We start from the raw sequence: 13,632 nt of genomic DNA on the forward strand, positions 1-13,632 counted from the left end.
CAACTTACGAGGAGGGGGGCGTGCGGGACTACTCAATTAGCAGAAGCCGTCAACTGTCGGCCACCGCGGCGGGGCGGTCGTCCGCCCGCCGTCCGCCTGCTGGGCGCCGGGGCAGGGGGCCGAATGCGTGGATTACGCTCTGAGGCATGGCCGACGCACCGTACAAGCTGATCCTGCTCCGCCACGGCGAGAGCGAGTGGAACGCGAAGAACCTGTTCACCGGCTGGGTGGACGTCAACCTCAACGAGAAGGGCGAGAAGGAGGCAGTCCGCGGCGGTGAGCTGCTGAAGGACGCCGGCCTGCTGCCCGACGTGGTCCACACCTCCGTCCAGAAGCGCGCGATCCGCACGGCCCAGCTCGCGCTGGAGGCCGCCGACCGCCACTGGATCCCGGTCCACCGCTCCTGGCGTCTGAACGAGCGCCACTACGGTGCTCTCCAGGGCAAGGACAAGGCCCAGACCCTTCAGGAGTTCGGCGAGGAGCAGTTCATGCTGTGGCGCCGCTCCTACGACACCCCGCCGCCGGCGCTGGACCGCGACGCCGAGTACTCCCAGTTCTCCGACCCGCGCTACGCGGCCCTCCCGCCGGAGCTGCGCCCGCAGACGGAGTGCCTGAAGGACGTCGTCGTCCGCATGCTCCCGTACTGGTTCGACTCGGTCGTCCCCGACCTCCTGTCCGGCCGCACGGTCCTGGTGGCCGCCCACGGCAACAGCCTGCGCGCCCTGGTCAAGCACCTCGACCAGATCTCGGACGCCGACATCGCGGGCCTCAACATCCCCACCGGCATCCCCCTCTACTACGAACTCGACGCCGACTTCCGCCCCGTCACCCCGGGCGGCAAGTACCTCGACCCGGACGCCGCGGCAGCCGCCATCGAGGCGGTCAAGAACCAGGGCAAGAAGAAGTAAGCCTGCACAAACAAGGCCCTCACCAGCGGTTTTACCGCTGGTGAGGGCCTTGTTGCCGCGCTGGGCCGTCTGTGGGCCGTCGGCTGCCCGACCGGGCCGTCAGGGATCAGGCTCTCGGGGGAACCGGTCTCGGCCGCTCCCTCACCTCTGCCTGGGCTCCCGCATCGCGGAGAGCCACGACAGCCGTCTCGGCGTCGTCCTGAGGCACGCCTTCAAGGACAAGGGCGGGGGACTGAGTCACCAGAACTTTGCTGCGCCAGAGGCTCAGTCCGGTCAGCCGACTTACGGCTTGGGCGACGTCCAGCACACGGGTGCCCGGTCAAGGGGCACCACGTCATTGGGTACCTCGTCACAGACCAGCGTGAAGTAGTACCTGCCGTCCGCCATAGCTCCAGCCCCCTGCTGATCGTTGTCCTGATCGCCCTCAGCCGTCATGGTCTCTCGGCACAGTGGGCGCGAACACTGACGCCACCGCCTTACGAGTGCGCTCCTGGCTGGACGGCATCAGGTGCGCGTACACCCGCAGCGTCAGGCCCGGGTCCGAGTGGCCCAGGTACTCGGCGACGGCCTTGATGTTCTCCCCGGCGTCCAGGAGTACCGACGCGTAGAAGTGCCGCAGTGCATGCATGCCGTTCTCGCGCGACTCGGCGTACGACTCGCCTGGCTTCCGCTCAGGGATCACCTCAGCCGAGGCCAGCGCCCGCTTCCATGCCTCCTCGTTGAGGGACGTACGCCAGAAGTACCCGCCGCGCGGCCCGGCCTGCCGGTCGGGGAAGCGCTGGTCAGAGGCCGTGGGCTTCTTCAGTCCCGCTGGTCAGTGACCGCTGATCAGTACACCGTCTACTGACCGCAGTTGCCGGCGCTTGCCACGCCCATTGAGACTCCGCCGACCTCGCACTCTTCAGCTGCCGTACTGTGATTGGGACGACGGCAGACGGGATGCCAGCGGGAACCGCTGGGGTTCCTGCTGAGGAACTACTCCTTCACTCGTATCCCTCAGCCTTCAACCATCGGCCCAATGCACCGAGGTCCTCAGCCACCGACGACACCTCGGTTAGGAACCCTTCGAAATCCTCAGGTGACCCGCGCTGTATCGATGGCCCGTCGCTGGTTGTCGCGTTGAGCATGTAGAGGCGGACGCGCTCCCGGTGCCAGGCCGCGAAACGCCGAGCCTCGTCGGGATCGAGTCGCCCTGATTGTTCCCATCGACGGGTGAGATCCGCCGCCGCGCTGGGACCCATGCTGCGGAACCAACCCTCAACGAGTCGAGCCGCCACGGCAGCATCCTCGGTCGGTGTTGGCAGCTTCTTCTTGCTACCCCAGAACTTCATCTGCCCCCCACCCGTCAACCGGGCAACTGTACGGCCCCGGCCTATTCATGGCCAGGACGTGACCCTTCGCGGGGCGTCCGACACACGAACTCCGCCGCAGGTCAGAGGGCTGCGAGGGGTGATCGACGCATCCGGAGCCGTTGCCGTACAGCAGCGGAGTACAGCAACCACCGCAACCGCGGCTGGCTGTCAGAAGCCGTCGATGGCGGGCTGACCAGCCCACCAGCCCTCTCTGCCTGCGGACGTGCTCGCCCTGGGGAGCACGTCGATGTGCCCTTGTGACTTCGCGGGTTCGGGGCGGCGGATCACTGTCAGGGGTGCGCACTGGCTTGTCCCTCCTTCACCCGGGCAGCAAGAGACCCCGGCCGGTAACCATCCGGCCGGGGCCTCCCTATGCGTTGTTACTCGGGGCGGATGTGCTCCGCCTGCGGGCCCTTCTGCCCCTGGCCGACATCGAACGTGACCCGCTGGCCCTCTTCCAGGGAGCGGAAGCCGGAGGCGTCGATGTTCGAGTAGTGGGCGAAGACGTCGGGGCCGCCGCCGTCCTGCTCGATGAAACCGAAGCCCTTTTCAGCGTTGAACCACTTGACGGTGCCGCTGGCCATGCCTGTCTCCCTCAAAGAAATTCGGAATCTCGCACCGTGCGGGATCCGGAGGTGATCGCCTTGGTCCGGAGAGGCGCTGAACAGCAAGGACGCCCGAGACGTGTGTCACGGGCGAACGGACTTCGGAACCACGACTACTTGTAGCGACGCTACACCGGGCGAGGCCGAAGATCACAGGCCTTATGGGATCGCGTAGGCGAATCTCTAGCGTCACGACGGCCGTTACCGGCCGACGTCGCGGCGACTGCGGACGGCCTTCCACGCCGGCCTGGTGAGATCGACGACCATCATTCCGTCTGCAGCCTCGCGGACGAGGATCCAGCCCTTCGCCTTGAGCCCTTCGAGCTGCTGCCGAATGTCCGGGCCCAGCTCCTGGACGAGCTGCGTCTCCAGCGGTTGCGTGCCGCCGTCCAGGAGCTCCGCGAGCCGGAAGACGAGCGCTTCCTCCTCAGCGGTGATACGGAAGTCCATGCGCTGACGCTACGTCCCTGCCGACCAGGGCGCGCGGACAGCAGTCAGCTCGGCTTGCTTGAGGACGACCAACTCACCGCGGTCAGGTACGGCCTCGATGTACCACAAGCCACCCGCCTCGTCAGCGTGGTGGAAGTGGTGCCGCTGGGTGGCGGCTTCATCGAGTGCTCGGAAGTACGGGTTGCGTCCAAGGAAGTGGTGTAGGGGCTCCCACCTGGTCCGGGCGTGATCCCGCGGCCAGAGTCACGGCGCCGACGATGCGGATCTTCGGCTTGTGCCTCTCGTATCAGTTCTTCGTCTTCAAGGAGGCTCAGATGTCATACGACGACCCGCCTGAGCCTCTCGACCCGTCGACGACGTCCGGCTGATCTTCTGGGCTTGATTCGGGCCGAAGTCTTGCTCTACGTTTCGCGAATGGCGATTCTGCAGGCGCTGACGAACCAGGGACGCGTAGTGGGCGGCCACTTGGCGAGCGGCAGCGTTCTCTCAGGCCACGGCGGACTCACCATCCAGCACCCACGCAACCCATTCAAGCGGCACAAGCTCAACGCCGAGACCGTGCTCGAGTGGGAGGAACTCTCGACCAGGGAAGGTGTCGCTGGCGCCATGGGCCAGGCTGCCGCGAAGGCTGCTCTGCCTGGGATGATCGGTAAGGCTGTCGGTGCCGGCCTCGGGGCTTCCATGAAATCCGGGCACACCGTCCGCGTGAACTGGGCCGACGGCAATCAGTCCATCATTGAGTTGCCGGAGAAGCTGTTCATGATCTTCTCCGTATTGCTCGAGGGCCAGCAGGTCGTAACTGATACCTCCGCGCTTGCCGAGTCTTCCGAGCCCCTCCCGGCGCAGCCTGGCGTGACCGAGAAGATCTTGGACCTCGCTTCTTCGGTGATCCAGCGAGGCAAGCATGGGGCACCGACCGAGGCCGCAGCTCAGCCGGATGTTGTCGAGCAGATCGCGAAGCTCGCGTCGCTCCACGACGCCGGCATCCTCACGGACGAGGAGTTCGCGGAGAAGAAGGCTGAACTGCTCAAGCGTCTCTGACACTTGAGGCACCCGGGCCCGGGTCGACGTGCATGATCCAAATCTCTTGGCGTGGTACTGACGCCGGTTCTCGCGCGGTGGTTCGACTCTACTCCGCAAGATCAACCGACCGGACCTGCCGCTGAGCGTCAGGTTCGGCCATGCCCTGGGATGACTCACGGGTCGGCAGCCCACGCCACACCTCGCCCGGGTATGGGGTCCGCCATCAGATCACAACGAAGCGCGTGGCGTCGGGCTCGCATGCCAGATCCCACCAGCGGCTCTTGCCCTCGACGGCTCCGTCGCGGGCCTCCACGGACCACCAGCGGGCGGCCTCGTCGTCCTCGCGTAGAGCAGCACGTCGCGCCGGGCGAGCCGCCCCCACACTCGCCCGCCTCGCACCGCCCCTCTGGATCAGCGTCAAGTCGTCAACTCAGCGGGTGAGCCGCTGGTTGCGTGCGCCCGCCAGGGCGCGGTCGGGTCAGCGGATCAGAAGGTGCGGTGCGGCGGATGGCCTGGCGTCCTGGGCCGTCCCGGGGCCGTCCGAGGCCGCTCGACAGTGGCCAATGACGACCAACGACGACCACCAGGCGCACGAGCCCACCGCTCCTGAGCAGCAAAACCCAGCTCGCCAAGATTCCCGGAAAGACCCAGGGCAAGAAGAAGCAGAGAACGTGACCATGCCTCCCACCTGCGCGAACGGCGCGGATGGGAGGTATTTTCACGGCCCGGGACCGCTCTGGGCCCTCCGCCGCCGAATCCTGGGGCCGGAGCGCGCGTCCGGGAGCTTTGCGGTCGCGCGTCCACAGGCGGTGGCAGACGGAGGTGCTAGCAGCCCGCCTCGACGCCGCTGTTCACGAACGATTCGATGTTGATCGAGTAGCCGGCCCCGGTGGCGAGGTCGGGGTGGCTTCCGTGACCGTCCTCCGCGAGGCGCTCGGCGGTGAGGAAGACGATCTGCAGGACCATGTTCTCTCTGGCGAAGCACAGGTCATCGGGCAGGGCCTCGGGGTCCGGATTCCATCCGTCCCGTACCGCCGTCGTCCGGTAGTACGCGGCCACCTCGGCCTGTGCGCCGGGGAAGGCGTATGTCCGGTTGGCATACACCGAGACATCGCCGCTGTCCGCCCAGCAGCCGGCGTCGACCTCCTCGAAGCCCGGGGGGACGGTGGCCCCGGCGGGCCGGGAGTCGAGGATGCCGAGCGCCGCCATCTCCTTCACCCGGCCCTCGGTCCCCTCGCAGTCCCGGGCGAGTTCCAGCAACGTGCAGCCGCTGAGCGTTACGGCCGCCAGCGCGGTCGACAGGAGCAGGGACATCGGGCGGGTGGAACCTGTCGGCAGAGGCAAAGCGGGCTCCAGGTGAAGGCCGGGGCGGAGGGAGGAGGCGGTACGCCGGACAAAACAGTGGGTTCCCACAACTCCTCGTGATCATGTCACCAGTCTGTGACAGCGTTGTCCTGGAACGAAGGCGCCGGGATCCCTTCGGCTCGCAGCCCCCTCATAGTGATCAGACGACCGCCGAGAGCCGAAACGGCTACGGCCTCAACTACTGATTGATCAGGGGGATTTCATGTCCGTCAACCGCCGCAGGGCCTTCCTCGTCTCCGCAGCCGTCGTGGGCGGCGCCATGCTGATGACCGCGTGCCAGGACGGGGACGCGGCCACGGACACCGGCGCCGCGCAGGGTTCTTCGTCCGCCACTCCCGTCGGCGATGCGGCCACCCCGTCCGGCTCGTCGGCCGCGGGCAGCGGCCAGAGCACCGACAAGAACTCCGGTGCGACGGGCAAGGGAACCGAGGACGCGGCCGGTTCCGGCGCCGACACCGGCAACGGCAAGCGGGAGCCGGTCGGGCAGAGCTGCGGCGCCAACGACATCTCCTGGAGCACCAGGTCCGAGACCCAGGCCGGCGGATACATCCTGGTCATGGCCAAGGCGAAGCCCGGGATCACCTGTTACCTGCCCGCCGCGCTTCCGACCGTGGCGTTCGGGTCCGACGGCACGCAGGCGGGTCCCGCGGAGCAGACCACCGGCAAGCAGATCAAGCTGAGCGGGAGCACCACCGCCTACGCCGGGGTGAACCCGAAGACCACCAACGGAAACGGTGGCAAGGAACTGGACTTCATCATCGTCGGCGTCGGTGACGACGACCCCAACCCGGTCTCCCTGCCGGTCGGCACCATCACCGTCGAAGACCCGATCGTCACCAACTGGCACACCGCCCCGGCCGACGCCGTTCCCTTCAGCTGAACGGACCCGCAGCTCGTGATCCGTGCTTGAACGGCTCGGCGCGGGCGGCGGCCGGGCCGCTACCGGGCCTGATGGTGGCGTGCCGCACGATTCAGATCGGTTCCGGCTGCGGTAGCGGTTGTCGCGCTGGTGTGGTCCTCGGTTGCCACGCCGCGGTGGTCCGTACGTAGCCGTAGACCACGGAGGCCATCGCCAGCATGAGCAGTGGTCCGGACACCCACGGATGCTCGGCCATCTGCAACGGCAGGAAGCGGTAGGACACCAACAGGGCGGCGAAGACCGTTGTCCCGTAAGCGACCAGCCGGATCCCTGACCGGTCCCAGCCGCGGTCGAGCGCCCGCAGAGCTGCCTCGATCGTGAGCACGAACACCACGCCGGCAATGAGATCGACGCCGTAGTGGTAGCCGAACCCCAGCGTTGCGGCGAGTGTGGCGATCAGCCAGAACGTGCCCGCGTACCGCAGAACGCGTGGGCCGTTGCGGGAATGGATGAAGATCGCGGCCGCCCACGCCGTGTGCAGGCTGGGCATGCAGTTCCGCGGGGTGATCCCGTCGAACGGCATGGGGTGCGGGGCATTGATCGGCGGCGGCGTCTGTGGCCACAGGTCGGCCACCGCCCAGTGCTCGCTGGACGGGATCACCGGCGACCACAGGCTGACCGTCGACCAGTGCTCGGTGCCGGTGCCGTAGGCGAAGATCGGCCCGACCACTGGGAAGATCATGTAGAAGGCCGGCCCGAGAAGGCCGATCACCAGGAAGGTGCGCACCAGGTGATGGCTCGGGAAGCGGCGCTCGACCGCCACACCGCGCAGTTGATACAGCGCGACGGCGACTGCGGCCACCGCGAGCTGACCGTAGACGATGTCGAGGAAGTTGAAGCCGACGGGGCCGGTGGCCGTGACGACCTGGCCCACCAGCCACGACGGATCGCCCAGCGCGTGATCGGCCGTTGCCACGTACTGGTCGAGCACCGCCGGGCGGGTCTTCGAGGTGATGAGCAGCCATGTGTCGCCGGTCTTGCGGCCGGCCACCAGCAGGAGGCCCAGCCCTACGCCCTTCAGCAGCAGAACACGTTCCCGGCCGGTGCGGCGAGTGACGGCGACGACCGCGTAGCCCAGAATCACCCACAACGCACCGTTGCCGAAGGGGTGTCCGCCGGTCGTGTCGACGTCCAACGCCCACCGGACCAGCGAGAAGGCGATATCGACACCGATCGCCGCACCCGCCGCGATGAACCGTTGCCGCCAGGTGAGTACCACCATCATCAACGCCATGGCGGCGTACAGCAGGCCGCCCGACTTGGGGGCGACCACCACCTCTCGCACCTGGGTGGTGATCGGCCCTGGCAGGCCGTAGCGGCGCGCGGCGAACTCCAGCACGATGAGGAATCCGAGGGCCGCGACACCCGCCACGGCCCAGAGTCTCCCCCGTCGTCGGGGCAGGTCCGGTCGAGGTGTGCGCGTGGGCGGAGTGGTCACTTCGTCCGCAGTCCCGATGCGTCTCCCAAAGCCCCGAGACACTTCATCCCCCCTCAGCCCGCCCCTGCACGCCACCCGTGCCCTTGGTCTCCCCCTCAGCGCGGACAGCCACAGTCGACAGCGGTGCCCCAGCCCCTCACGGGAGGGAAGCACAGCGGATCTGCGCAGGTCAATAGCCATGTGGGCACACAAGCACCGTCGCTTCCCAAGCTGAGGGCCCGGGCACCGTCGTCACGGGGCGGCCGTCGCTGCTTGCTCCGGGCGCCAGGTCGGGCGCCAGGTCCCCTCAGGGGGACAGGTAGGAGAAGAAGAGACCCTGCGGGTCGTACTCCGCCCGCAAGGACCGCAGGCGCTGCCAATCGGCGGTCGTGAACGATCGCCGGGCCCGGGACGGGTCGGCGGTCAGGTCCGCTTCGGCGATGTAGTGACCGGTCCCGAACGGCTCCACCGCGCGCATGGCGTCGCGCAGCCAGTGCACGTTGACGTCGTCGTGCGCGGGATCGGCCCAGACCGCGTAGGGCACGACGTAGCTCTCCCCGAGCACGGAGAACGCCATGTTCCGCAGCAGCTCGTCCTCCCGCGAGACCGGTGAGACGGGCGCCAGCACGAAGGACTTCCCGGACGGGGCTCTGACGACCGCCTCGCCCAGCTTCGCCAGGAGCGATGCGTAGCCCTCGTGCGACCACAGGGTGTCGGCCGCGTAGCGGTGCTTCTCGGGCCACAGGTCCATGGAGGCGTCATAGAGCACGGCAAGAGACGTCGGCTCGTCGAGCCGCCGGGACAGCGGTCGTTCGGACAGGGGGCAACTGCGCAGCGGACGCAGGGCGTCGGCGGCTTCAGTGTGCGAGTCCGCGAACGCGGTGGCGGTGACGACGACCACCTCGGGCCACGGCGCATCCGGCACGCCTGCTGCGTTCTCGGCGGCCAGCAGGAAGGACAGTTCCACGTTCGCGGGCAGTTCACGCGCCGTCCCGGTGGCCCAGTCGGCCACGGGGCCGACTGCCGTGAGGGGAAAGACATAGCAGGTTGTGGCGAGTGCGGCCGGTCGCGGCCGCAGACGGAGACGGAAGCCGGTGACGACGGCGAAGAAGCCGGGTCCGGCTCCCCGTGCTGCCCAGAACAGACCGGGATGCTCTTCTTCGGTGCACCTGAGCACTTCACCGCCGGCGGTCACAGCGGTGATCTCCAGTACGCTCGCGCAGCCCACCCCCCACAGACCGGAGTTCCAGCCGAGGCCGCCGCTGAGGAGGTAACCGCCCAGGGCGACGGAGGGGCAGTGCCCTGCGGGGAAGGCGAGATCGCGCCGGGCGAGCTCCCTCGCGAATCTGCTGCCGATGACACCTGGCTGCACGGTCGCCGTCGCCGAGTCGGCATCGATCTCCCACTGATCGAGCCCCGAGAGGTCGAGGAGTACGCCTCCGTCCCGCAGCGGTGAACCGCACCAGCTGTGTCCGCCCGCGCGTACGGCGAGTCGCAGCCCACGGGAGACGGCCAGCTTCAGGACTTCCTGAACGTCCCGCTCGCAGGCGGCGCGGACGATCAGATCGGGGTACCGGTCCGGCTTGAGTTCGTTCCACAGAGCCCGCGCACGGGCGGTCTCGTAGTCCGCGTCGCCCCTGCGGAGGACCGCGTCCTCGATCCGTGAGCGCCGGTTCTGTTCGCTCATGACGACCTCCTCGTCGTGAGCACCCCTCGTCGTGAGCAGCTCCCGGGGCCGGCCGTCAGCCGGTGACCAGGCCGAAGATCACGACGAACGCCAGCCAGCAGATCGCCACCACCGCGGCACCCGCCACGTCAATGCGGAGGGACCGCGCCTGACTCGGCATCAGCCAGAAGGCGAGGGCTCTGTTCACCAACGGCATCAGCAGCCAGGTCAGGATGGACACGCTCAACACGTTCGAGATGAACAGGGCGAGATATCCGGGCAGGCCGAGAGCGGCAAGTCGGGGTCCCACCACGAGGTTGAGGACCTCGACGGTGGGATAGAGGGCCAGCACCACGGACATGGCCTGCTTCCAGTTGGGCGGACCGCCCTCTTCCGCACCCTGCTCGAAGCGGAACCAGCTGCCGAACGCGGATCCGACCTTGCGCACGTCGTAGGAAACGAAGGTGCCGCGCCCTTCGTCGAGGAGCTTTCGGCGGGTGGTGGATTCGAGCCACTCGTCCAGATGCTGACGGGTGTCGAAGCGGAAGGCGGTGACCCACTTGTCCTGGATCCCCTTCACGGGCCGGAACAACTCCGAGCCCATGAAGCCCGGGAACCTCCGTTGAGCCGAAAGGATCTTCTCCTGCCAGCTCACGAACGCCCGTTCCTGGTCGGGTCGCACGTCGTGCGAGATCACCGCGGTGACGGCGTCGTGGACCGGCGTGCCCCCCGCGAGAACTTCCTGCGTGGGAGCTTCCTCGAACAGGTCGCGTCCCTGTTCGAGGAGTTCACGGCGTGTGTCGGAGCCCATCCACGCGGTCAGCTGATCCAGATGGGAGAAGCGAAAGACAACGACCCACTCGTTTCCTTCGACGGAGGGCGGAGGGTACTGCTCCGTTCCCTCGAACCCGTCGAACTCTCCTACGACCTCGTTGGTCCGGTCCTGCCAGCGCAGGTAGTCGTCTTCACATCCCGGGCGGACCTTCTGTGAGACCACGACGGTCGCGCTGTCGCCGCGGGAGCCAGGAGTTGCACGAGGACTCACGCCTCCTAGAGTAGAGAGACGCCCCATATGCCGCAAAAGTAACGTGGGATCGGAGGGGCCGAGATGGGACACAGGGAATACCTGGCCGAAGCGGCGCAGTTGGCCACCGAATCCGTCGAGAACGGCTGGGGAGGCCCTTTCGGCGCGGTGATCACCCATGACGGCGAGGTGATCGCTCGAGGCCAGAACCGTGTGCTGCTCACGGCGGACCCCACCGCGCATGGCGAGGTGGAGGCCATACGCAAGGCCATCCAGTACCTCAACCCGGATGCTCCCACGGTCTCGGAGGACCACCAGAACGAGTACACACTGGAGTTGGTGCCCCGTCCCGACGGGTCCCCGGACATCCTGCCGGAGCGTGCCCGCATGCTCCAGGGATGCTCGATCTACACCAGCGGCGCGCCCTGCCCCATGTGCATGAGCGCCATCTACTGGGCGCGAATCGGCGCCGTCTACTACAGCTGTGACTGGAAGGCCACGAGGGAGATCGGGTTCAGCGACGACTTCCAGTACGAGGACTTCCAGCGGCCTCCGGACCAGCGGAGCATCAGCATCAAGCAGATGTACCCCGAGCTGGGCGCCCAGGCCTACCAGGCGTGGCAGGACAAGCCGAACCACCATCCGTACTGACGGCCACTCACTTTGCCTTGCCTCACTGGGGGAGGGCCCCGCATGAAGAGGCCCACGGCCGGCGGAATCTCCGCCGGCCGGGGGCCTCTCGCTGGCCGGGGCCTGCCGGGGCCTGCCCGGGCCGTCAGCAGGGGGTGCCCGGCGTCAGTGGCGGCCGCCGTGGTTGTTGCGGTCGTTGCGGTCGTTGTGGTTGTTGCGGTCGTTGTTGTTGTGCGAGCCGCGGGTGTCGCGGGGGTCGTGACGGTCGTTGTTCCAGGTGGAGGTGTCCACCACGCGGCCGCGCTCGTTGCGCAGGGTGGCGGTGTCGCGGCGGTCCCAGATCTGGTTGCGGCGGTCCTGGAACAAGTCGTTGCGGGTGTCGCGGCCCACGCCGGTGTGGACCCGGACCGTGGCGTGGCCGTTGAGACGGAAGTGACGGAAGGTGTAGGTGTGGCCCTGCCTGTCGGACAGCGTCCACCCGCGCAGGTTGACGTTCTCGCGGCTGTTGTTCGTGATCGCCACCCACTCCTGGTTCAGGGCGCTGTTGGAGCGGTGGTCGCGGCCCTCGGAGCCGAGGTGCACGTTGCTGATCACCACGCTCTGGCGCTGCGGGCGCGGGCCGTGGTCGGCTGCGGACGCCGGCAGCGCCACCGTGCCGACCAGTGCTCCGGCGGCGGCAACGGCGGCGGCCAGACGACGAGCGGTCACAGAAACGGAAATGGACACGGGCTCTCCCTGCTTGGTGCGAGCACACTCCGCCCGCGGGGACGGGCCGCGCGGGAGCGTGTGCGCTGTGCGGTGGCGGCCGGCCGGCCGCGCCCTCATACCTTGTCCGCTGATTCCGGGACATGGCGGTAATTCCCGACCGGTGTTACAGGGCACCCGTATTTCTGTGACGGTTGCCTGTAGGGATCATTCAGCCGCCGAACGCGGACAGTTGACGGGCCGTCGGCGGGAAGGTCCTTGCGGGCACTGAGCAGCGGCGCTCGTTCGCCATGGCGCGCCACCCCGGACACGGCGCGGCCGTCACTCTTTCGTGGGTAACAGCCGGTGCGGGTGCCGGCGCATACGGCGCAGGGCCCCGGTGGAGTACCGGGGCCCTGCGATCACCTGCGGCGACGTGCCGCGGTGCGGATATGGGTGAACCGATTCGAGTGAAGGTGGTGGGCGGCGGCGTCCCGTCAGCCGCACTGGCAGGGGCCGCCCGACTGGCACCCGCAGCCGCAGCCCGAGCCGCAGCCGCAGGCGCCGAAGAGCGGGAGGCTCCTGATCTCGGCGGGCTGCTCGGTCTCGCGTTCCTGCGTGGGGTCGGGCGTGGTGCTGGGGGTTTCGGCCATGGGTCCCTCCTAGAGACTGGTGCCTTTGCCCATTTCATGCCCGCCGCACTGGGCGCATCAACGGCGCACGGTGGCTCGACCACGCCCTGGCGTCCCCGATTCGCGCCGCCCCGGGCCGGCCGGAGGCCACCCCGGCCGGCCTCCGGCCGTCAGGTGCCCTCCACCCCCGTCACCGGCTGGATGTCGTGCTGGAGCTCGTCCGCGTGCTCACCGGTCACCAGGTACACCACCCGCTTCGCGACCGCCACCGCGTGGTCGGCGTACCGCTCGTAGTAGCGGCCGAGCAGGGTGACGTCCACGGCCGTCTCGATGCCGTGCTTCCAGCGGTCGTCGATCAGGTGCGTGAAGAGGGTGCGGTGCAGCAGGTCCATCTCGTCGTCGTCCTGCTCCAGCTGGAGCGCCAGGTCGACGTCCTTGGTCACGATGACCTCGGCCGCCTTCGCCATCAGGCGCTGGGCCAGCTGCCCCATCTCCAGGATGGTGGCGTGCAGGTCCTGCGGGACGGCGCGCTGGGGGAAGCGCAGCCGGGCGAGCTTGGCCACGTGCTGGGCCAGGTCGCCCGAACGCTCCAGGTCGGCGGACATCCGCAGGGAGGTGACGACGATCCTGAGGTCCGTCGCCACCGGTTGCTGCCTGGCCAGCAGGGCTATCGCCCGGGCCTCCAGGTCGTGCTGGAGCTCGTCGACCCTCTGGTCGGCCTCGATCACGCTCTCGGCCAGCTTCAGGTCGGCGTCCAGGATGGCGGTCGTGGCGCGCCCGATCGCCGACCCGACCAGCCGGGCCATCTCCACCAGACCGTCGCCGATCGAGTCAAGTTCCTCGTGGTACGCGTCCCGCATCAGGGTTCCCTCTCGTGCGTCGTCATTCGGGGGTTCGGTAGGGGTTTTCCGGGGCCGGAGGCCACGGCGGAGCCTTGGGGTACGAACCCCCACGCTC

General features: G+C 68.2%; 15 protein-coding genes and 1 pseudogene. 4 read left to right on the forward strand and 12 right to left on the reverse strand.

What is annotated here, in order from left to right:
- Positions 1-146 precede the first annotated feature (146 nt).
- A complete protein-coding gene (locus tag ACWC91_RS12205) occupies positions 147-908 on the forward strand; it encodes a phosphoglyceromutase (RefSeq protein WP_225074535.1) in 762 nt (253 codons plus the stop codon).
- A gap of 106 nt (positions 909-1,014) precedes the next feature.
- Here the strand turns inward: ACWC91_RS12205 and ACWC91_RS12210 are convergent, their stop codons facing one another.
- From ACWC91_RS12210 to ACWC91_RS12230, 5 genes and pseudogenes are all read right to left on the reverse strand, one after another.
- Positions 1,015-1,215 (reverse strand): ribosomal protein L7/L12, encoded by a 201-nt coding sequence (locus ACWC91_RS12210; RefSeq protein ID WP_450641526.1) that lies wholly within the window; start codon positions 1,213-1,215, stop codon positions 1,015-1,017.
- Positions 1,216-1,332: 117 nt separating this feature from the next.
- Positions 1,333-1,665 (reverse strand): annotated as a pseudogene (locus ACWC91_RS12215) (tyrosine-type recombinase/integrase); the annotation flags it as partial.
- 226 nt (positions 1,666-1,891) lie between these two features.
- Positions 1,892-2,239 (reverse strand): hypothetical protein, encoded by a 348-nt coding sequence (locus tag ACWC91_RS12220; protein ID WP_450641527.1) that lies wholly within the window; start codon positions 2,237-2,239, stop codon positions 1,892-1,894.
- A 401-nt stretch (positions 2,240-2,640) separates the two neighbouring features.
- On the reverse strand, positions 2,641-2,844 hold the full coding sequence (locus ACWC91_RS12225) for a cold-shock protein (protein ID WP_141360305.1): 204 nt from the start codon (positions 2,842-2,844) through the stop codon (positions 2,641-2,643).
- Between the two features lie 222 nt (positions 2,845-3,066).
- Positions 3,067-3,315 carry a hypothetical protein gene (locus tag ACWC91_RS12230; RefSeq protein WP_225074536.1) on the reverse strand — a complete coding sequence of 83 codons (249 nt, stop codon included), beginning with the start codon at positions 3,313-3,315 and terminating at the stop codon, positions 3,067-3,069.
- A 414-nt stretch (positions 3,316-3,729) separates the two neighbouring features.
- On the opposite strand from ACWC91_RS12230, the gene ACWC91_RS12235 reads away from it, so the two are divergent.
- Positions 3,730-4,356, forward strand: coding sequence for an SHOCT domain-containing protein (locus ACWC91_RS12235; RefSeq protein WP_450641529.1), 627 nt, complete (start codon positions 3,730-3,732; stop codon positions 4,354-4,356).
- Between the two features lie 807 nt (positions 4,357-5,163).
- Here ACWC91_RS12235 and ACWC91_RS12240 read toward each other — a convergent pair.
- A complete protein-coding gene (locus ACWC91_RS12240) occupies positions 5,164-5,652 on the reverse strand; it encodes a hypothetical protein (RefSeq protein ID WP_281156364.1) in 489 nt (162 codons plus the stop codon).
- Positions 5,653-5,905: 253 nt separating this feature from the next.
- Between ACWC91_RS12240 and ACWC91_RS12245 the strand changes: the two genes are divergently transcribed.
- Positions 5,906-6,583 carry a DUF4232 domain-containing protein gene (locus ACWC91_RS12245; protein ID WP_225074538.1) on the forward strand — a complete coding sequence of 226 codons (678 nt, stop codon included), beginning with the start codon at positions 5,906-5,908 and terminating at the stop codon, positions 6,581-6,583.
- Between the two features lie 91 nt (positions 6,584-6,674).
- Here the strand turns inward: ACWC91_RS12245 and ACWC91_RS12250 are convergent, their stop codons facing one another.
- From ACWC91_RS12250 to ACWC91_RS12260, 3 genes are all read right to left on the reverse strand, one after another.
- On the reverse strand, positions 6,675-7,994 hold the full coding sequence (locus ACWC91_RS12250) for a phosphatase PAP2 family protein (protein ID WP_450641532.1): 1,320 nt from the start codon (positions 7,992-7,994) through the stop codon (positions 6,675-6,677).
- A gap of 352 nt (positions 7,995-8,346) precedes the next feature.
- Positions 8,347-9,726: an FAD-binding oxidoreductase gene (locus tag ACWC91_RS12255; RefSeq protein ID WP_450641534.1), complete on the reverse strand. Its 1,380-nt coding sequence runs from the start codon at positions 9,724-9,726 to the stop codon at positions 8,347-8,349.
- Positions 9,727-9,781: 55 nt separating this feature from the next.
- A complete protein-coding gene (locus ACWC91_RS12260) occupies positions 9,782-10,750 on the reverse strand; it encodes an antibiotic biosynthesis monooxygenase (protein ID WP_376502577.1) in 969 nt (322 codons plus the stop codon).
- 63 nt (positions 10,751-10,813) lie between these two features.
- On the opposite strand from ACWC91_RS12260, the gene ACWC91_RS12265 reads away from it, so the two are divergent.
- Entirely contained in the window at positions 10,814-11,380 is a 567-nt protein-coding gene (locus ACWC91_RS12265; protein WP_225074542.1) for a nucleoside deaminase, read from the forward strand.
- A gap of 144 nt (positions 11,381-11,524) precedes the next feature.
- Here ACWC91_RS12265 and ACWC91_RS12270 read toward each other — a convergent pair whose 3' ends face one another.
- The 3 genes from ACWC91_RS12270 to phoU all read right to left on the reverse strand — a co-directional run bounded on the left by ACWC91_RS12270 (position 11,525) and on the right by phoU (position 13,535).
- The gene (locus ACWC91_RS12270) at positions 11,525-12,085 is read right to left on the reverse strand and encodes a lamin tail domain-containing protein (RefSeq protein ID WP_225074543.1); all 561 of its coding nucleotides are present in this window, start codon (positions 12,083-12,085) and stop codon (positions 11,525-11,527) included.
- A 455-nt stretch (positions 12,086-12,540) separates the two neighbouring features.
- The gene (locus tag ACWC91_RS12275; protein WP_225074544.1) at positions 12,541-12,696 is read right to left on the reverse strand and encodes a hypothetical protein; all 156 of its coding nucleotides are present in this window, start codon (positions 12,694-12,696) and stop codon (positions 12,541-12,543) included.
- A 149-nt stretch (positions 12,697-12,845) separates the two neighbouring features.
- A complete protein-coding gene (phoU, locus tag ACWC91_RS12280; protein ID WP_225074545.1) occupies positions 12,846-13,535 on the reverse strand; it encodes a phosphate signaling complex protein PhoU in 690 nt (229 codons plus the stop codon).
- Positions 13,536-13,632 lie beyond the last annotated feature (97 nt).

The sequence above is a fragment of the Streptomyces sp. NPDC001204 genome (genome assembly GCF_053598035.1).